At 68.6% G+C, this 18,868-nt stretch carries 18 protein-coding genes and 2 pseudogenes; 9 read left to right on the top strand and 11 right to left on the bottom strand.

Annotation, left to right across the window (positions count from 1 at the left end):
• Positions 1-36: 36 nt before the first annotated feature.
• On the bottom strand, positions 37-1,227 hold the full coding sequence (locus N0A20_RS09345; RefSeq protein ID WP_260583659.1) for a 12-oxophytodienoate reductase: 1,191 nt from the start codon (positions 1,225-1,227) through the stop codon (positions 37-39).
• A 186-nt stretch (positions 1,228-1,413) separates the two neighbouring features.
• On the opposite strand from N0A20_RS09345, the gene N0A20_RS09340 reads away from it, so the two are divergent.
• Positions 1,414-1,980 carry a nuclear transport factor 2 family protein gene (locus N0A20_RS09340; protein ID WP_260583658.1) on the top strand — a complete coding sequence of 189 codons (567 nt, stop codon included), beginning with the start codon at positions 1,414-1,416 and terminating at the stop codon, positions 1,978-1,980.
• 236 nt (positions 1,981-2,216) lie between these two features.
• Here N0A20_RS09340 and N0A20_RS09335 read toward each other — a convergent pair whose 3' ends face one another.
• The 8 genes and pseudogenes from N0A20_RS09335 to N0A20_RS09305 all read right to left on the bottom strand — a co-directional run bounded on the left by N0A20_RS09335 (position 2,217) and on the right by N0A20_RS09305 (position 9,541).
• Positions 2,217-2,984 carry an SDR family NAD(P)-dependent oxidoreductase gene (locus tag N0A20_RS09335; RefSeq protein WP_260583656.1) on the bottom strand — a complete coding sequence of 256 codons (768 nt, stop codon included), beginning with the start codon at positions 2,982-2,984 and terminating at the stop codon, positions 2,217-2,219.
• Positions 2,981-3,772: an SDR family NAD(P)-dependent oxidoreductase gene (locus N0A20_RS09330; protein ID WP_260583654.1), complete on the bottom strand. Its 792-nt coding sequence runs from the start codon at positions 3,770-3,772 to the stop codon at positions 2,981-2,983. The genes N0A20_RS09335 and N0A20_RS09330 overlap by 4 nt, the downstream gene beginning before the upstream one ends.
• 25 nt (positions 3,773-3,797) lie before the next feature.
• Entirely contained in the window at positions 3,798-4,955 is a 1,158-nt protein-coding gene (locus tag N0A20_RS09325) for an NADH:flavin oxidoreductase (RefSeq protein ID WP_260583652.1), read from the bottom strand.
• A 22-nt stretch (positions 4,956-4,977) separates the two neighbouring features.
• Positions 4,978-6,402 (bottom strand): MFS transporter, encoded by a 1,425-nt coding sequence (locus N0A20_RS09320; protein ID WP_260583651.1) that lies wholly within the window; start codon positions 6,400-6,402, stop codon positions 4,978-4,980.
• A gap of 40 nt (positions 6,403-6,442) precedes the next feature.
• Positions 6,443-7,648: an acyl-CoA dehydrogenase family protein gene (locus N0A20_RS09315; RefSeq protein ID WP_260583650.1), complete on the bottom strand. Its 1,206-nt coding sequence runs from the start codon at positions 7,646-7,648 to the stop codon at positions 6,443-6,445.
• Complete coding sequence (locus N0A20_RS09310) at positions 7,645-8,337, bottom strand: acyl-CoA dehydrogenase family protein (RefSeq protein ID WP_260583649.1); 693 nt, start codon at positions 8,335-8,337, stop codon at positions 7,645-7,647. Before N0A20_RS09310 ends, N0A20_RS09315 begins: the two co-directional genes overlap by 4 nt.
• A 100-nt stretch (positions 8,338-8,437) precedes the next feature.
• A pseudogene (locus N0A20_RS20660) lies at positions 8,438-8,587 on the bottom strand (acyl-CoA dehydrogenase family protein); the annotation flags it as partial.
• A 150-nt stretch (positions 8,588-8,737) separates the two neighbouring features.
• Entirely contained in the window at positions 8,738-9,541 is an 804-nt protein-coding gene (locus N0A20_RS09305; RefSeq protein WP_260583648.1) for an enoyl-CoA hydratase/isomerase family protein, read from the bottom strand.
• 106 nt (positions 9,542-9,647) lie between these two features.
• Here N0A20_RS09305 and N0A20_RS09300 point away from each other — a divergent pair, with 106 nt between their 5' ends.
• Complete coding sequence (locus tag N0A20_RS09300; protein ID WP_260583647.1) at positions 9,648-10,340, top strand: DUF4286 family protein; 693 nt, start codon at positions 9,648-9,650, stop codon at positions 10,338-10,340.
• On the opposite strand, the gene N0A20_RS09295 is transcribed toward N0A20_RS09300, so the two are convergent.
• A complete protein-coding gene (locus N0A20_RS09295; RefSeq protein WP_260583646.1) occupies positions 10,332-11,480 on the bottom strand; it encodes a GntR family transcriptional regulator in 1,149 nt (382 codons plus the stop codon). The two genes, N0A20_RS09300 and N0A20_RS09295, sit on opposite strands and share 9 nt — an antisense overlap.
• A 122-nt stretch (positions 11,481-11,602) precedes the next feature.
• Between N0A20_RS09295 and N0A20_RS09290 the strand changes: the two genes are divergently transcribed.
• Genes N0A20_RS09290 through N0A20_RS09260 form a run of 7 tightly spaced genes read left to right on the top strand, consistent with a single transcriptional unit; the run spans position 11,603 to position 17,789 of the window.
• Entirely contained in the window at positions 11,603-12,748 is a 1,146-nt protein-coding gene (locus N0A20_RS09290) for an acyl-CoA dehydrogenase family protein (protein ID WP_260583644.1), read from the top strand.
• Positions 12,749-12,751: 3 nt separating this feature from the next.
• Positions 12,752-13,708: an acyl-CoA dehydrogenase family protein gene (locus tag N0A20_RS09285; protein ID WP_260583643.1), complete on the top strand. Its 957-nt coding sequence runs from the start codon at positions 12,752-12,754 to the stop codon at positions 13,706-13,708.
• Positions 13,678-14,499, top strand: coding sequence for a thioesterase family protein (locus N0A20_RS09280; protein WP_260583642.1), 822 nt, complete (start codon positions 13,678-13,680; stop codon positions 14,497-14,499). Before N0A20_RS09285 ends, N0A20_RS09280 begins: the two co-directional genes overlap by 31 nt.
• Positions 14,496-15,452 carry an SDR family NAD(P)-dependent oxidoreductase gene (locus N0A20_RS09275; protein ID WP_260583640.1) on the top strand — a complete coding sequence of 319 codons (957 nt, stop codon included), beginning with the start codon at positions 14,496-14,498 and terminating at the stop codon, positions 15,450-15,452. Before N0A20_RS09280 ends, N0A20_RS09275 begins: the two co-directional genes overlap by 4 nt.
• Positions 15,449-16,234, top strand: a complete 786-nt coding sequence (locus tag N0A20_RS09270) for an SDR family NAD(P)-dependent oxidoreductase (RefSeq protein WP_260583638.1) — start codon at positions 15,449-15,451, stop codon at positions 16,232-16,234. The genes N0A20_RS09275 and N0A20_RS09270 overlap by 4 nt, the downstream gene beginning before the upstream one ends.
• Entirely contained in the window at positions 16,231-16,971 is a 741-nt protein-coding gene (locus tag N0A20_RS09265; RefSeq protein ID WP_260583636.1) for an SDR family NAD(P)-dependent oxidoreductase, read from the top strand. The genes N0A20_RS09270 and N0A20_RS09265 overlap by 4 nt, the downstream gene beginning before the upstream one ends.
• Positions 16,972-16,985: 14 nt before the next feature.
• A complete protein-coding gene (locus N0A20_RS09260) occupies positions 16,986-17,789 on the top strand; it encodes an SDR family NAD(P)-dependent oxidoreductase (protein ID WP_260583634.1) in 804 nt (267 codons plus the stop codon).
• A 327-nt stretch (positions 17,790-18,116) separates the two neighbouring features.
• On the opposite strand, the pseudogene N0A20_RS20655 reads toward N0A20_RS09260, so the two are convergent.
• Positions 18,117-18,830 (bottom strand): annotated as a pseudogene (locus N0A20_RS20655) (phosphotransferase family protein); the annotation flags it as partial.
• Positions 18,831-18,868 lie beyond the last annotated feature (38 nt).

Here is an 18,868-nt window from a genome sequence, read left to right as displayed (position 1 = left end):
AGTGAGGGCTAGAGGCGCCGGATCATTCGAGCGTCATCAGATGCTCGGTGCGATAGACCTGCATGCCGGCGATAGTCGCCGGTGCGGACGCGGTTCGCGAAATCGGGGTTGGCGATCATCATCCGGCCCACGCCCAGCAGGTCGAAATCGCCGCGGTTGAAACGCCGCAGCGCCTCTTCGAGCATGTGCGGCGGGCCGTCGATCGTCGCGACTTCGGCCGAGCGCGGCCGCCTTGCCGCCCGCGGCGACGGCGCGCAGCGCGGCCATCGCGTCCTTTTCGAGCACCTCCCTGGCGATGCCCAGCGATCCGACCATCATCGTCGGCTTGCCCGTCAGCTGCTTCATCCAGCCCGACAGGCTGAGGTCCGATCCCGCGAATTCGGGCTCCCAGAAGCGGCGGGTCGAACAATCGAACAGGTCGGCGCCCGCCTCCGCCAGCGGCACCACGATATCGGCGAGTTCGCCCGCGGACTCGGCGATGCGGGCGCGATAATCCTGCTGCTTCCATTGCGACAGGCGCAGCATGATCGGAAAGTCGGGGGCGGTCGCGGCGCGGCACGCGGCGACGACCTCGACCGCGAAGCGCACCCGGTTGGCGATGCTCCCCCCATATTTGTCGGTGCGGCGGTTGAAGCGCGACCACAGGAATTCGTCGATCAGATAGCCGTGCGCGCCGTGGATGTTCACGCCGTCACAGCCGATCGCCATCGCGGTCGCGGCGGCGCGAGCATAGGAGGCGATGCATTCGTCGATCTCGGCGGCCGTCATCGGCTCCTCGACCTGCACCGGATCGGGCGGGGTCAGCGACGGATCGATCAGGCCCGGCATATAAAGTCCCGACGGCCCCATGGATTTGAGATGGCGGTTGACCATCTCGAGCTTCGGGTCTTCGGCCGGATAGGGCGAGCGCATCAGCGCGGCGTGCCAGATCTGCGGCATGAAGGCGCCGCCCGCGGCATGCACCGCGTCGGCGACCTTTGCCCAGGCCTCCGCACCCTGGCCGTATATGGTCGAACTCGTCCGCATGTGCATCGCGGTCGGATGGTCGATCGCGGTCGCCTCGCCGATCACCAGCCCGGCGCCGCCCGCGGCGCGGCGCGCATAATAGGGGGCATAGGCGGGCGACAGCACGCCATCGCTTGCCGAGCCGCGCCCCATCGGCGCCATCACGAAACGGTTGCCCAGCGTCAGGCGGCCGATCTGGAGCGGCGTGAACAGCGGGGACACGTCCAGCGGCCGCGCGGCGCTGCCGTTCGCCGGGCCGCCGGCTTTCGCGCCCCCGGTTTCCGCGCGGCCCGGCGTCGTCGGCGGTGCGGATGGTCGCGGTCTGCAGCATATCGGACTCTCCCCTTGTTCGTCTTACCTCGTTTAAATAGTATACTGATATAATCTGGTGGCAAGAGGGAGTCGGTGGTGGACGGGACAACGGAACAATGGGTGCGGCGGCTGGAAAAGGTCGAGGCGCAGCTGGCCATCCAGCAACTTGCGTCGCGTTATGCGCGCGCCGTCGACAGCCGCAACCTTGCCGACCTGGGCGAATTGTTCGCGCCGCAGACGCGCTTCGGCGATCATGGCGCCGGGGCGGAGGGTGCGCGCGCTTTCTATGGTCCGGTGCTTGCGGGCTTCTATCGCAGCTTTCACCAGATCGTCGGCCATGTGATCACCGACATCGAGCCCGACAGCGCGCGCGGTACCGTCTATTGCCGGGCGGAGCATGAGGATGGCGACCATTGGATCGTCAATCTGATGGTCTATTTCGACCGTTATGTGCGGGTGGAGGGGGGCTGGCATTTCCTCGGCCGCCGACCGCGCTTCCTGTTCGTCGGCGACCCGCGCGAGGCGCCGCGGTCGCTCGATTTCAACACATGGCCGGGGCGCGAGGATCGCTTTACCTGCGAACTGCCGCAATCGGACGAAAGCTGGGGCGATTATTGGGCGCAGCACGCCGACGCGCGGGGCAGGGTGACGAGCCTGCCTTGACCGATCCCAAGCCCTTGCAAGGCAGTCGAAGAGCTCGACACGAACGGGCAAGGGGCGTTGCAGATTAAACGCACGCCGCTCTAGTTAGCATAATCGCCCCTCCCCGGCGGGGAGGGGTTGGGGAGGGGAGCGAGACCGGCAGGTCTCGCGTCCACGCTGGCGCCGGAGCACCCCCACCCGGCCTCCCCCTCAAGGGGGGAGGGGCTTTTCGTGTCGGAACCCCGCACAGAAAAACCCTATCGCGCCGACCAGCCGCCATCGACGGGGATGACGAGGCCCGTTGCCCCGGCGCCGCCGGGGGCCGCCGCCCAGGCGACAGCGTCGGCGATTTCCTCGGGCGCGACCATGCGCTGCGACGGATGGAATTCGCGGACCAGCGATGCCCGTAGCTCTTCGGGCATGGCGCCCGCGACATTGGGCGTCAGCGTCAGCCCCGGCGCGACGACGTTCACGCGGATGCCGCGTGTCGCATAGAGCACCGCCGCGGCCTCGCTGAGGTGCACCACGCCCGCCTTGGCGGCGTGATAGGCATAGGAGGCGTAGCGCGTCACACGGATGCCCGCGAGCGAGGCGATGTTGACGATGCTGCCCGATCCCGCCGCGAGCATCGGCGGCAGCGCATATTTCATGCCGAGCATGCAACTCGTCAGGCATTGGCGCAGCGTGTTGTCCCACGCTTCGACCGCTGTGTCCTCGAGTCCCGCGCCGGCCGTGTCGCCGGCGCCGAAATTGCCGACATTGTTGACCGCGATGTCGAGCCGGCCGAGGACGGCGAGGGCGGTGGCGACGCTGCGTTCGGCATCCGCCTCGCTGGTCGCATCGGCGTGCAGGAAGCGGGTCGTCTCGGGCGCCGCGCCAGCGACCCGCTCGCCCGCCGCTTCGTCGATGTCGGTGAACAGGACGCGCGCGCCGTCGGCGGCGAGACGCCGGACGATCGCTTCGCCGATCCCGGAGGCGCCGCCGGTGACGAGTGCCACCTGGCCCGAGAAGGTACCGGCCGTCATGGTGCCATGAACAGGCCGCCGTCGGCCTGGAAGGTCATGCCGGTCAGGAAACCGGCGTCGTCGCTTGCGAGGAACACCGCGAGGCGTCCGCCGTCGGCATAGATGTCGCCGTAGCGGCGCATCGGGATCGTCTCGACCGCTCTCTGCGCCTGCTCGGGCTGGTTGGCGACGAAGCTCTTGAGCGCATCCGAGGCGATCGCCGGATTGATGACGTTCGCGGTGATGCCGTATCGGCCCCATTCGCGCGCGGCGGTGCGGGTCAGGCCGCGGATCGCTTCCTTGGCGGCATTGTAGGCCGCCGAGCCTTCATAACCGACTTGTCCCCAATAGGAGCCGAAGTTGATGATGCGTCCGGCACCCGACGCCTTGAGATGGGGAAAGGCGGCCTTCATGAAATGATAGGTCGCGGTCGGGCCCGTGGCGAAGGTGCGGTCCCATTCGCCGTCGTTGAAATCCTCGAGCGGGGTGATGACGGGGGTCGGCGCGGGCTGTTCGGCGGTGCCGAAGCTCTGCGCGTTGTTGACCAGGATTTCGAGGCCGCCGAAGCGGTCCACCGCGCCCGCGACCGCCCTTTCGATATGGTCGCGGTCGCCGACGTCGCAGACCTGCCCGACCCCGATGCCGCCGTCGGCGGCGATCTCGGCCAGCGTCTCGTCGATGCTGCCCTGCGAGCGCGAGGCGACGACGACCTGCGCGCCCTCGCGCGCCAGCTCGACCGCGATGCCGCGCCCGATGCCGCGTCCGGCGCCGGTGACGATCGCGGTGCGGCCCTCCAATGGCCCTGCCATAATCTCTCCCTTCCCGATAGGACCGTCAGGTCAGGACGAACCGCGAATTTTCGTCGAAGGGCAGCAAATCTGCGCCCTCGCGGATGCGGCGCGTCCATTGCGGGTCGTGCAGGAGCGCACGGCCGACCCCGACAAGATCGAACTCGCCGCGGTCGAGCCGCGCGGCCGCCCGTTCGACATTCTCGCGCGCCGCATCCGATCCGCCGGTCCTTTTCGAATCATAGACGCCCGACGACAGACCGACGCCGCCGACCGTCTGCGATGCCTTGCCGGTCAGCTTCTTCGCCCAGCCGGCGAGGTTGAGCGGTGATCCTTCATATTCGGGCCGGTCGAAATAGCGCTGGCTGCCGTCGAAGATATCGACCCCGGCATCCGCAATCGGCCCCAGCACCTCTTCGAGCTGCCCCGGCGTGTCGGCGAGCCGCGCGCGGACGTCCTGTTGCTTCCATTGCGAGAAGCGGAAGTTGATCACCGGTTCGGGGCCGATCGCGCGGCGCACCGCGCGCACCAGTTCGGCGGCGAAGGCGGTGCGTCCCCGGTGATCGCCGCCCCAGCGGTCGGTGCGCCGGTTGGTGCCGTCCCACAGGAAATTGTCGACCATATAGCCGTGCGCGCCGTGGATCGCGATGCCGTCGAAGCCGGTTTCCATCGCCCAGCGCGCGCTGCGCGCAAACCCTTCGATCACGTCGCCGACCTCGCTGTCGGTCATCGGCCGGCCGGGCTTTGCCGCCACCGCCTCCCTATAGGCGGGCGACACCATCGCGGTCCGGTCCAGCGGACCCCAGATGCCCGACGGACGCACCGATTCGACGTCGGGATGGGGGCCGGTGCCCATCTCGCGCATCACGCCCTGATGCCAGAGCTGCGGCATGATCACCCCGCCCGCCGCGTGCACCGCATCGACCACGCCGCGCCAGCCTTCGAGCGCCGCCTTGCCGTACATATGCGGCGCATTGTCGCCATCGACACCGCTGCCGCCGAGCGCCGCCGGATGATCGACGCCGACCCCTTCGGTGATGATCAGCCCGGTGTCGGCGCGGCGCGCATAATAGGCCGCGACATCGGCCCCGGGGACGCCTTGCGGCGAGAAACCGCGCGTCATCGGCGCCATGACGATACGGTTCGCAAGGCTGAGCGAGCGAAGCGCGAAGGGCGAGAAGAGCGGAGCGAGCGGGCCGTCCATCGGCGATCCTTTCGGGAAATGGTCAGCCGGGCCGCCCGGTCAGGCGCCCCGGCAGCTTCTGCGCCACGAGCGCGCCGATCAGCGCGGTTGCGGCGACGAACAGGAAGACGCCCTCATAGGCGGCTTCGGACGGGAAGGCGCCGGTGGGAGAGCCGTGATGGCCGCCGCCGGTCGACAACAGGGTGGCGACGGTCTGCGCGCCGATCGCCATCGCGGTCGCGCGGATGACGCCCATCATGCCGGTGACCTCGCTGACCCGGTCCATCGGCGCGGCGCCGACAATGACGATCGGCACGGTGACATAGACGATGCCGAGCCCGATCGACTGGACAACGAGCAGCAGCATCACGGTGACGATGTCGTCGTGCCAGACGATGAGCGCGAGGAAGGCGGCGACGACCATCAGGCAGCCGGTCGTTGCGACGGGACGCGGGCCGAAGTGCTGGTTGGCGCGGGCGACGAGCGGATAGATGAGGCCGGTCAGGATATTGGCGGGCAGCAGCAGGAAGCCGGCGAGCGTGGCGCTCAATCCCAGCCCGACGCCCGTTTCGGGCGATTGCTGCCCGAACAGCGCCATGATCTGCCCGCCCTGGAACACGCCGAGCGCGATGGTCACCATCAGGATATTGGCCCAGGCGATCCGAGGTTCCCCCAGCAGGCGCACGTTGATGAGCGGATTGGCGACGCTGCGTTCGCGGCCGATCCAGGCGACGAGGGATACCGCCGAGATGACGCCATAGACGAGCGTCATCCGGTCGGTGAAGCCGGCATGTCCCGCGTTGTCGATCGCGAGCAGCAGGCCGAGCGCCGCCGGAATGAACAGCAGGCCGCCGAGCAGATCGTCGCGCACCCCGCCAAGGTCCGACCTTTCATCCGCGGCGACGCAGAAGGTCACAACGAGGAAAGCGATCGCGCCCATCGCCGCCGAAACCTTGAAGATCATCGACCAGTCCGAATAGTCGATGATGAGCCCGCCGATCACGAGCCCCGAGGCCGCCGCGATGCTGGCCGAAGAGGAGATGAGGCTGATGCCGAGCGGGACGCGCTCTGCCGCGACCCGTTCGCGGATCAGGCCGAAACAGAGCGGGATGATCGCCCCCGCCAGTCCCTGCATCGCGCGCCCGGTGATGAGCCAGCCGAGGTCGCCGGTGAGGCTGCTGATCAGCGATCCGGTCGTCGACAGCGCGAGCACCCACAGCAGGATGCGCCGCCGTCCCATCAGGTCGCCGAGGCGCCCGAACAGCGCCGCGCCCGCCGCCGAAGAGAGCATGAAGGAGGTGACGAGCCAGCCCGCCGCCGATGTGCCGCCGAAATCGGCGACCAGGCTGCGCATCGCCGCATAGATCATCGTCAGTTCGAGCGCGGCGACGATCTCGGCGATCATCAGCGGGATGACGAGACGATAGAAGATCGTCGGACCCGGCGGCGCGGGCGATGCTTCGGTCACGTCACTCTCTCCCGTCATTCGACCTTGTCGTTCGCCGCGGTCAGCCCCGCGGCAGGCCGAGGATTCTTTCCGAAACGATGTTGCGCATGACCTCGTTCGATCCGCCCGCGATCGTCCAGCCATAGCTTTTCAGGAAATCGTTCATGCGCAGGCGGCTGCTGTGCCCGGTCCCGGGAATCGACGGCTGCCATTTCAGCGCCTCGATGCCTTCGGCGCGCAGCAGGAATTCGGTGTAGCGTTGCAGGAACGGACCCCAGACCAGCTTGATATAGGTCGGCAGCGTCGGCGACGCCTTGTCCGGATTGGCCTCGAGTTCGATCAGCAGCTTGCGGATCATCAGGCGCAGCGACTGGAGCTCGGCGTGAAAGGCGGCATATTCGCGGCGCAGCTGGACGTCCCGCATCCAGCTATCCTTCGCTTCCTTCGCGTCGAGTTCGAACGAGCGGGCCAGCCGCTCGACCGCGCCGAAGATCAGCAGGCCACGTTCGGTCGACAGCGTCGACTGGGCGATGTTCCAGCCGTTGCCTTCGGCGCCGATCAGATTTTCGGCCGGAATCCTGACGTCGTCGAGGAAGATTTCGGCGAATTCGGACTCGCCGGTGATCTGCAGGATCGGGCGGACCTCGACGCCGGGCGTCTTCATGTCCATGATGAAATAGGAGATGCCGTCATGCTTGCGCGGCCCATTGGGATCGGTGCGCGCGAGCAGCAGGCAGTAATCGGCGTGCATCGCCGCCGAGGACCAGATCTTCTGGCCGTTGACGACATAATGATCGCCCTCGCGCCGCGCCGCGGTGCGCAGCGAGGCGAGGTCGGAGCCGGCGCCGGGTTCCGAAAAACCCTGGCACCAGATGTCGGTGCCGTGGGCGACGCCGCCGATATAGCGGTCCTTCTGTTCCTGCGTGCCGTGCTCGAACAGGGTCGCGGGGGTGTGGAACAGCGAGATGGTGAACATGTCGAGCTCGGGCGCGTCGGCGCGGGCGAATTCTTCATAGACGATGATCTGATAGGCGAAGGGAATGCCCGGGCCGCCCCATTCGCGCGGCCAGTGCGGGGTCGCGAGGCCGACCTTGCGCCGTTCCTCGAGCCATTCGACGACGATTGCCTTCAGTTCGGATTCGCGCACCGCCTGCCAGCGCGTGCGCCAGTCGGCGGGAACGGTCGCGGCGAGCCAGTCGCGGATTTCCTGGCGAAAGGCGGGCTCGTCGCCGACCTTGGACAGGATGTCGAACGTCCGGCCCATCATGCGGCCTCCAGCAGGTCGGCGATGCGGTCGAGCAGCCGGTTGCGCGTGCCCCACAGCGCCTCGTTGAGCTTGCCGCGCTTCAGATAGATGTGCGGGAAGAATTCGGCGGTGAAGCCGACCCCGCCATGCAGCTGGATGCAGTCGCGCGCGATTTCCGCGACGACGCGCGTCACATGCTGTTTGGCCGATAGCGCCGCGAGCAGCGCGTCGGGGTGATCGGCCGAAAGGCTGCCCGCATGTTCGATCAGGCCGCGGCCCGCGACCAGCGCCGCCTGATGGTCGGCGACGCGGTGCTTGAGCGCCTGGAAGGAGCCGATGACGCGGCCGAACTGTTCGCGGACCTTCATATAGTCGATGGTTCCGGCAAGTGCCGCTTCGCCGCCGCCGATCGCGTCGGCCGCGATCGCCACCGCCGCCTCGCGCAGCAGCCGGTCGTCGAGCGCCGAGGGATCGGCGGGCCGGATCAGGGCGTCGTCGCCGATGCCGACGCGGTCGAGCGTGACCGTGGCCAGCGTATGCGTCGCGTCGCTGAGCGCGGCCGGGGCGACGGATACGCCCTCGGCATCGGTCGGGACCGCGATCCAGCAGGACTGTCCGTCCCTGTGGGCGCGCAGGAACAGCATGGTCGCCGACGGGGCGTCGATCATGGTCGCGATCGTCCCGCTCGCGCAGCCGTCCTCGATGGTCACGGCTCCGTCGGCCGAGCTGCGCCACCGCGGCGCGGAGCGAACCGTCGGCGAGCCCCGGCAGGAGATCGGCCTGCTGCGCTTCGCTGCCAGCCGCCACAAGCAGCGTGGTCGCGAGCGTCGTTCCGAGCATCGGCACCGGCGCTGCGGCCGCTCCGAGCGCGGCATGGAGCGCGGCGGCGGCTTCGGTGCCGAGGCCGAGGCCGCCGTGGCTTTCGGGCACCGTCAGCGCGGTCCAGCCGAGCGCCGCCATCTGGTTCCACAAGGCGCCGGCGAACGGGGCGGGCGCGCGCGAAAAGGCGACCGCCCGTTCGCGCGGCCATTCGGCGCCGAGCATTTCGGCGAAGCTTTCGGCGAGAACGCCGAGGTCGATATCATCGGACATGATGCGTGGCGGCCCCGCTTATTCGTCGACGAAATCGGGCGGGCGCTTGTCGATCATCGCCTGCACCGCTTCGCGGTGATTGGGCGATTCCCACGACCGGGTTTCGAGCCGCAGCATCTCGCCCATGTGGCGGCGCGCCTTGTCGAGGATGTCGAGGTTGAGCGCCTGCTTGGTCGTCTGGAGCGCGCTCGGCGACTTGGACAGGAAGATATCGACCCATTTCTTCACCGCGCCGTCGAGTTCCTCGCGCGTCACCGCGTCGGTGACCAGCCCCTTGGCCGCCGCTTCCTTGCCGCGCAGCGGATCGCCGCTCAGCAAATGGCGGCGCGCCTCGACGAGCCCGACGAGTTGGGGCCACAACAGCGCGCCGCCGTCGCCCGCCGCCAGGCCGACGCTGACGTGCGGATCGCCGATCAGCGCATCCTCGACCGCGATGGTGATGTCGGCGGCGAGCGCGAGGCTCGCCCCCATGCCCATTGCATGGCCGTTGATCCGCGCGATCACGGGCTTCGGGCATTCGAGCATGGCGACGATGATCGCCCGCGCCTCGAAGATGCCGACGTGCCAGCGTTCGCGGTTGCCCCAATTGTCGATCATCTTCTTCGGATCGCCGCTGCAGCGCAGAAACCGCGCTCGCCCGCGCCGGTGAAGACGATCACCCGCACGCCGGGGTCGGCGCCGAGCATCGGCCCAGATTCGCGTCAGTTCCTCATGCGCCTCGGGCGTCATGCCGTTGAGCGGCGGGTTGTCGAGCGTGATCGTCAGGACAAGACCGTCCTGCCCGACCCTGATGGCCGAATAATTCGCGTAACGCGCTGGCACCCTCAATCCTCCTAACTGGTATACCATATCTCTTGCATCGAACCGCGGTTCGCGGCAAGCCCCATTTCGACATCGCCATTCGACATCGGGAGTGAGGGAGAGAAATATGGCCGGGGCAAACGCGATCCTGCTCGTCATGCAGAACGCCAAATCGGGCCGCGATGCGGCGCATCGCGACTGGTATCTCACGCACCATCTTCCCGACGTGTGCGGCGTGCCGGGCGTGCTGCGCGGCGAGTTCCTGCGCGTCGCCGTCGCCGCCGATGCGCCGCGCTGGGCGAATGCCGCGGCCTATTGGCTCGACGGCGAACCTGCGGGAGTGCTGGGCGAAATATTCCGCCGCGCGGGCAGCGGCGATTGGGTGATGAGCGACACGCTCGACGGCGAAACGATGATGATGGCGATCGGCGAGGCGCTGACCGGACGCGTGCGCTCGGCGGTGACGCCCGACGCCGAGGGCAAGGATCGCCAGCTCTATATCGTGCTCACCAACGCAACCCCCGGCGACGACGACGAGTTCAACGACTGGTACAGCAATACCCATATCCCCGATGTGCTCGCGGTGCCGGGTTTCGTCGCCGCGCAACGCTTTCGGCTGGTCGATCATCCGGCGCTGCGCGCCTATCCCTATCGTTATCTGGCGCTGTACGAGGTGGCGGCGGGCGAGGCCGACGCCGCTTTCGCCGAGCTGGCGGCGCGGGCCGGGACCGAGCGCATGATGCTGTCGCCGACGCTCGACACGTCGGGGGTCGCGGCCGCGCCCTTCGCGGCCGAGGGCGTCTGTCCGGGTTCAGCCTGAAAATTCGGCGTCGATCTGGTCCTGCCGGCGCTCGATCCGCCGGATCCAGCGGCGGGCATGATCGAACATCGCGCGCATCGATTCCATCGCGGCGTCGCGGTCGCCCGCCGCGATGGCGTCGACCATGCGGCTGTGCTGCGCCTTGAGTTCGGGCAGGAAGTTTTCGTCGGGTCGCGGCATGACGATCAGGCCGTAGCGCAGTGCCACCCCGACGAACAGGGCGAGGGCGGGATTGCCGCTGCGGTCGGCGACGATCTGGTGAAACTCGCCCGCCGCGGCAAGATAATGGCTCGCCGATGCATTCTCGAGCCGCGCCAGCGCCTTGCGCAGCGCCTGAAGTGATTCCGCATTCGCCCGGTGAACGAATTTTTCGACCGCGGCGATTTCCAGCGCGCTCTGCGCCTCCCACAGATGCGACAGCGGGATGCGCGAATAGGTGAGATATGTCGATGTCAGTTCGATCGTATAGGTCGGGTCGCATTCGCGGATGATGACCCCGCCCTGCGCGCCGGTCTTGACCCGGACGATGTCGTGGAGCTCGAGCGGGCGCAGCGCCTCGCGCAGCACCGCGCGGCTGACGCCGTAGCGCCGCTGGAGTTCGCCTTCGTTGCCGAGGTTGGCGCCGCGTTTCGCCCCGGCCTGTTCGATATCCTGCACCAGCTTCAGCGCGATCGTCTCGCTGAGCTTGGGCAGCGACCCCGCGACCATGCGCTCGTTGGCGAGATCGGTGATCGTCCGCGTGTCGAGCGCCTCGAGGAAGAGGCCGATCGCCTGGTTCTCCGACTGGCCCGGCCGCAGCCGCGGCGCGGCGCGAAGGACCGCGGCGGCTTCGTCGAGCAGGGCACGGTCGACCGAGGCGAGGCCGAAATAGGTTTTCGCGCCATAGACGATCGCGTGGCGCGGCGGCGCCTTGACCACGAGCCCGCCATAGACGCCGCGGCGCATTCCCGCCGCGCCATGCCATTCGAGCTGCCGCACGGCTTCGCGGAAGGTCGCGCGCGAGACGCGGAACATGTCCATGAAATCGGCCTCGGTGCCCAGCACCTCGCCCTCGTTCCAGCCGCGCCGGATGATCTCGCCGATGATCCGCTCGGCGACGATCTCTCCCAATTTTCTCCTGCGCTTGCTCGCGCCCACCATGGCCAATCTGTCCCCCGGGAGGGTGAAGCCCCTCTCGCCCTCCGACATGTGTTGAATTTCCTCCCGTTTGACAAGCGAGCGATGTCGCGAATAAGTATACCAATTAAGAGAGGAGAGCAAAGATGGAGTTCGCCTGGAGCGATTCGGAGGAGGCGTATCGCGCCGAGCTTCATGAGGTGCTGGCGACGCTTCCGGACGATTGGTGGGACGAATATGCCCCGCACGGGCCGTCGAGTCCGAAGCTGATGGATCATGCCCGGCTGTTCAACGCGCGGCTTGCCGAACGCGACCTGATCGTGCGGCACTGGCCGAAATCCTATGGCGGCGCCGACGCCAGCGCGTGGCAGCAGATCATCATCAGCGAAGAGATGTGGTCGATCGGCGAGCCGCGATCCTCGCTCTATCTCGGCACCAACTGGGCCGGACCCGCGATCATGAAATTCGGCACCGAAACGCAGAAGCAGCGCTATCTGCGGGCGATCGCGGCGGGCGAGCTGCTGTGGTGCCAGGGCTTTTCGGAGCCCGAGGCGGGCACCGACCTCGGCAATATGCAGACCCGCGCCGAACCCGACGGCATCGACTATGTAGTCAACGGCTCAAAGATCTGGACCAGCTACGCCGCCCGCGCCGACATCATGTTCCTGCTCGCGCGCGTCGGCGGCAAGGGCAAGGGCGGGGTCAGCTGTTTCCTGGTGCCGATGGACACCCCGGGCATCGAGATACGGCCGATCCCGGGCGTCCATTCGCGCCACGATTTCCACGAGATTTTCTTCACCGACGCCCGCGTCCCCGCCGACGCGCTGCTCGGCGAGGAAGGCAATGGCTGGACGATCGTTCAGACGATCATCCATTATGAGCGGATCGGGGCGGGGCGCTATGAAAAGGCGGCGCGCGCCCTTGCGCATATCGTCGAGCTGCTGAAGGCGCGCGGCGATTTCGACGATCCGGTGGTGCGTGCCGATTGCGCCGCCGCGCTCGCGATGGTCGAGGCGGCGCGGCTTCAGACCTATCTGGTCATCGACGGCCGCGCGAAGGACAAGGAGCCGGGCTCCGAAACCTATCTCGCGCGCTGGGCGATGATCCAGGCCGATCATGCGGTCGCGAACCTGACCTCGACCTATCTGCCCGACCTGCTCGTCGACGGCGCCGACGGCCATCTGCGCGCGCAGTTCAATTCGGCGATCACCGCCGGCATCGCGGCGGGCGCAGCGGAGGTGCAGCTCAACATGATTTCGGGCCGCCATCTCGGGCTGCCGCGGGGAAATTGAGCGATGGATTTTGATTTTTCCGCCGACCAGCGCGCGCTCGCCGGGGCGATCCAGCGCATTGTCGCCGATCATCGCGAGGTGCCGCGCACCGGCAATGTGGTCGAGCCGCGCGCCTTTCACCCCGCGACCGGACTGGAAGCGGCGCTCGCGGGCGGCGGCTTCTTCGAAGTCGCGCTGGCGGATGGATGCGGTGCGGTCGAGGCCGCGATCCTCGTTTACGAGGCGGGGCTGTCGCCGCTGGTGCTGGAGACGGGCGCGTCGGTGCTGATCGTGCCGCTGCTGATCGGCGAGGCGCTGCCGCGGCCGATCGCGATCGCCCGGCTCGCCGACCTGCCGCGCGGCGTGCGCTTCCTCGCCGAGGCGCGGACGCTGATTGTCGATCTGGGCGACGATGTCGCGGTGGTCGATATGGCCGGGAGGGAGGTCGTGCCGCTGGACGGCGTCTATGCCTATCCGCTGGGCAAGTTCGCCGAGGCACCCGATCTCTCGGCGGCGCGGCGGCTGGGTGCGGACAAGGCCGGCGAGCTGCGGCGGCTATGGCGGCTCGCGCTGGCGCTCGAAATCGCGGCGGCGATGCAGGCGGCGACCGATTTCACCACCGAATATGTCAAGCAGCGGCATGTGTTCGGCCGGCCGGTCGGGTCGTTCCAGGCGGTGCAGCACCGCCTCGCCGCCGACGCCGAGAAGTGCCGCGGTACTTATTGGCTGGCGATGAAGGCGGCGTGGAGCGGCAGCGGACTCGACGCGGCGCTCGCCGCGCTGCACGCGCAGCGCGCGATCGCGCAGGTCAATTACGATGTCCACCAGTTCAACGGCGCGCTCGGCATGACGCTGGAACATGCGCTGCATCTGTGGACCTTTCGCCTGCGCTGGCTGGTTGGCGAGATGGGCGGCTTCCGCACGCATGTGGCCGACATCGTCGATCTCGCATGGTCGGCAGCGCCCCGGAAGGCGGGCTGATGAATGCCGGGGCCGCGCCGCCGCTGGTGCGGCATATCTATGACGTCGTCGATGGCGCCTATGTGCCGACGCGGCTTGCGACCGGCCCGTGGGATCGCCGCCTGCAAAGCGGGGTGGTGCTGAATGCGCTGATCGCGCACGTGATCGAACGGGCGCCGAGCCCGGTGCCGATGGTGACGAGCCGGTTGCTGCTCGACATGATGAAGCCGACGACGATGGCGCCGGTCGAGGCGCGCGTCGCCGTGGTACGCGAGGGCAAGCGGCTGCAGTTGCTCGACGTCGCGCTGGTGCAGGAGGGCGTGACCACGGCGCGCGCCTCGGCGCTGCGGATCCGGATGTCGGAGTCGCCGGGCACCGAAGCCGTGCGGCACATGCTGCCGCCCGCCGGCCTGCCGAGCCTCAACGGCGACCGCTCGCCGCTCGGGCATGTCAGCGAGACGCGGCTCGAATCGGGCGGGCTCGAAGTGCCCGGTCCGGGCGTCGTCTGGGCGCGCCTGTCGGGCGAAATCCTGCCCGGCGTCGCGATTTCGCCCTTCGTCCAGCTCGCGATGGCGGCCGATTTCGGCAGCGGCACGTCGAGTTTCGTCGACTGGCGCGCGTGGAGCTTCGCCAATGTCGATATCAGCCTGCACCTGACCCGCATGCCGCAGGGCGAATGGGTGCGGGTCGCCGCCGAAACCCGAAGCGCGGGCAATGGCCTCGCGGTCGTCCATTCGCTCCTCGCCGACGAGTGGGGCGAACTGGGGCATGCCCACCAGACCCTGTTTCTCGACAAGAGGAAAAGCGAATGAACCGAATCACGTCGCCCTTCGGCTGGGCATCGACCGCCGCCGAGGTTGCCACCGGGCACGACCTGTCGGGCAAGCGCGTCATCGTCACAGGGGCGACCGCCGGGCTCGGCGTCGAAACCGCGCGGGTGCTCGCGAGGCAGGGCGCGGAGGTCGTGCTCGCGGTGCGCGACACCGCCGCCGCGGAACCGCTCGCTGCGGAGATTGCCGCGGCCGGCGGCAAGGCGCGCATCGCCGCGCTCGATCTCGCCGACCTGCGCTCGGTCGAGGCCTTTGCCGCCGCGGACAGCGGCGCGCCGCTGCACTTGCTGATCAACAATGCCGGGATCATGGCGTGTCCGCTGATGCGCACCGCGCAGGGGTTCGAGATGCAGCTCGGCGTCAACCATATCGGCCATTTCCATCTCGCCAATCTGCTTCTCCCGGCGCTGAAAGCGGCGAAGGGCGCGCGCGTCGTCGCGGTCGCGTCGAGCGGACATCTGTGGAGCGGCTTCGATTTCGACGACCCCAATTTCGAGCGCACCGATTACGACCCGCTCGCCGCCTATGGGCGGTCGAAGACCGCCAACGCGCTGTTCGCGCTCGAACTCGACCGTCGGTACAAGGACGACGGCATCCGCGCCTTTTCGCTGATGCCCGGCGGCATCCACACCTCGCTCGGCCGCCATATGACCGACGAGATCCGCCAGCGGCTCGGCGTCGATCCGGCGCAGGCGAGCCAGTATAAATGGAAGACGGTCGAGCAGGGCGCCGCGACGACGGTCTGGGCGGCGCTCGGCCGCGAGCTCGACGGCGCCGGCGGCCTCTATCTCGAAGACTGCCAGGAGGCGTTGCCGAACCGGGAGGGGCGGCGCGACGGGGTCAAGGACTGGGCGCGCGATCCCGAGGCCGCGGCGCGGCTCTGGACATGGACCGAGGCCGCGATCGCGGCCACCAAAGGAAGGGACGGGCAATGAAGGTCGATCTGGAAGGCAAGGTGGCGCTGGTCACCGGCGGCGGGCGCGGCATCGGCCGCGTCATCGCGACGCAACTGGTGCAAAATGGCGCCAAGGTGCTGATCGCCACCCGCACCGAGGCGAGCGGGCGCGAGGTGACCGGCGAACTGCGCGCGGCGGGCGGCGACGTCGAGCTGGTGGCGCTCGACCTGTCGACGCGCGAAGCGTGCGACGCGGCGGTGCGGGCGGCGGTCGATGCCTTCGGCGGCCTCGATATCGTGGTCCACAACAGCGCGATCTTTCCCTTCACGCCCTTCGAGCAGATCAGCGACGAAGAGTTCGACGCCGTGCTCCGCACCAATCTCTACAGCTTCCTGTGGCTCGGCCGCGCCGCGCTGCCGCATGTGAAGAAATGCGGCAACGGCCGCGTCGTCGGCATTTCGTCGCTGATCGGCAACCACGCCTGGCTTGCGGGGCTCGACAGCTATGCCGCCTCGAAGGGCGGCATGAACGGCCTCGCGCGCAACATGGCGCTCGAATTCGCCAAGCATGGCGCGACGGTGAACATCATCGAGCCCGGGCTGGTCATCGACGACCGCAGCCCGAAGATGGACGATGCGACACGCGACAAGATCGTTCCCAACATCCCGCTGCAGCGCGCCGGCCTGCCGAGCGACATCGCCAATGCGGTGATGTTCTTCTGTTCGCCGACCTCGCAGTTCGTCACCGGTCAGGCACTGGTCGTCGATGGCGGCCACATGCTGCCCGACATGTCGAGCTACGCGATGGCATTGCGTCTGTGACCGCATCGCTCGGCGGCAAGGTCGCGCTGGTCACTGGCGCGGCCGGCGGTATCGGCGGCGCGGTCGTGCGCCGCTTCGTCGCCGAGGGGGCCGAGGTGCTGGCCGCCGATCTCGACGCGGCAGGGCTGGGCCGGCTCGCGGCGGAAGTGCCCGGCGTGCGGACCTGCACCGCCGACATCACCGCCGCCGATGGCGTGACGGCGCTGTTCGCGGCGATGGATGACGCGTTCGGCCGCATCGACATATTGGTGAACAATGCGGGGATCGGCGGGCCGCGCGTCAAGCGGCTGCATGAGCTCGATCTGGAGGAATATGACGCGGTGATGGCCGCGAACCTGCGCGCGCCGCTGGCGCTGACGCAGGCTGTGCTGCCGCGGATGATCGCAGCGGGCGGCGGCGCGATCGTCAACCTTGCCTCACCCGCGGGCATGCACGCGGTTCCGCGCGTCGGCCCCTACAGCATCTCCAAGGCCGGCATGATCATGCTCACCAAGCAGACGGCGAAGGAATATGCCGCCGACGGCATCCGCTGCAACGCGGTGGCGCCCGGAGTCACCGATACGGCGATCCTCGACGGGCTGCCGAAGGCGCATCTGGATCAGATCGTCGCGATGATCCCGCAGGGCCGCATCGCCCAGCCCGACGAGATCGCCGCAATGATCGTCTTTCTGGCGAGCGACGCGGCCAGCTTCGTCAACGGGTCGATCGTCCTGGTCGACGGCGCGGCGGGCACCTGAAAGAGGGAAGAAGCATGTTCTCACTCGCGGGCAAGACGATCGTCATCACCGGCGGTGGGCGCGGCATCGGTCGCGGTATCGCGCGCGCCTGCGCCAAGGCCGGGGCGAATCTGGTCATCACCGGGCGGACGCAGGAGCCGCTCGAGGAAACGGCGGCGGAACTCGCCGATCTCGGCGCCGATCATCTGTTGGTTCCGGGCGATATCATGTCGCAGGCCGCGCTCGACGAGATCGTTGCGAAGACCGTCGGCCGGTTCGGCCCGATCGACGGCTGGGTGAACAATGCCGGCAGCGCGAATGCCGCCGACGTCGGACCGATGCTCCGCATCGACGAGGGGCAGTGGGACCGGGTGGTCGACCTCAACCTCAAATGGACCTTCTTCGCGATGCAGGCGGCGGCGAAGGCGATGGCGGCGCGCGGCGGCAGCATCGTCAACCTGTCGTCGCGCAGCGGGTCGCAGCCCTGTCCGCCGACCGCCCATTATGGCGCGGCGAAGGCGGGGGTGGACAGCCTGACCGCGACGGCCGCGGTTGAATGGGGGCATCTCGGCATTCGCGTCAACGCGATCGCGCCCGGGGTGGTGCTCACCGAAAATTCGCAGACGATGGCCGACCCCGCGCGGCGCAAGCGGCAGGTCGAGACCGTGCCGCTGCAACGGCTCGGCACCGTCGACGATGTCGGACCGCTCGCGGTCTATTTCCTGTCGGACGAAAGCGCGTGGGTGTCGGGCACAGTCGTTCCGGTCAACGGCGGCAGCCGCATCCCGGTCGGGCTGCTGACCTATCTCCACCACAGGAACAAGGATATCGCGGTCTGACCGCCGCGCGGTCAACCGGTCAGCAGGTCGCGGAGCAGCCGCACCGCGGGGTTCGCCTCGCCCCACGCGTCGGCGGGCAGGCGTCCGGCCCGGATCGCCAGGCTGCGCGCGCGTTCGCTGATCAAGGCGAAGCGATAGCCGAGCGAAGACGAGGTGCCAGTCCATCGCCTGCGCCTTGCGTCCCGCCTCGGCCTCCCACAGCGCGACGGTCGCGGCGGCGCCAGGCAGTCCGTCGAGCCGTGCGATGCCCTCCGTTTCGCTCACCATGCGGTCGTAGAACAGCCACCAGCCCAGATCGCTTTCGCCGCCGCCGAGCGACGCGGTTTCCCAGTCGAGCAGCGCGGTACAGCGGCCCCCTGCGAACAGCATGTTGCACGGCCGCGCGTCGCCCCAGGCGAAGCCGGGCGCGATGGGGGCGGGGCGACGGTCGTCCAGCCACTGCCGCGCCTGGTCGTAGAGCGGCAATTGCGGAATGTCGGCCCAGCGCCGGTAGGCGTCCCAGCGCGCCAGTTCCTGCGCGATGCCGTCGGCCTCCGGCGCCATGCCAGGCGCGGCGAGGAAGGCGAAGGGCGCGGGGCCGAGCCGGTGCAGCCGCGCCATCAGCGCGACGCCCTCCGCCCACATCGCCTCGCGCATCGCGGGCGCGGCCTCGGCGAGCAGTCCTTCGCGGTGATAGCCGTTCGGGGGCGCCGCACCCTCGGCGCGCTCCATCAGGAAGAAGGGCGCGCCGAGCAGCGTCGCGCCGGTTTCGCAGGCGACGGGCGCCGGCACCGGCAGGCCCGGCTGCGCCGCGAGTACCTCGATCACCCGATATTGCCGCTCGACCGACGGGTCCTGATAGACCTGATGCCCGCGCGGTTCGATCCGCAGCACCCAGCGGCGATTTTCGGTGCCGACGCGCGCGTCGACGAGCCAGGTCTCGCTCGACGCGCCGCCTTCGGCCGCGACGATCGAGCCGAACGTGACGACCCCCAGATGCGCGAGCGCTCCGCGCGCCCAATCGTTCAATATGTCACGAAGATCGTCGCTGCTGCGCGTCATGCCCGTCCTCTTGCCGCCATCGCCCACGGGAGGCCCTG

The organism is Sphingopyxis sp. PET50 (assembly GCF_025244705.1).
Classification (GTDB): domain Bacteria; phylum Pseudomonadota; class Alphaproteobacteria; order Sphingomonadales; family Sphingomonadaceae; genus Sphingopyxis.
Note: the sequence above shows the minus strand (reverse complement) of the source record. Positions and strands in the feature narration are given on the sequence as shown.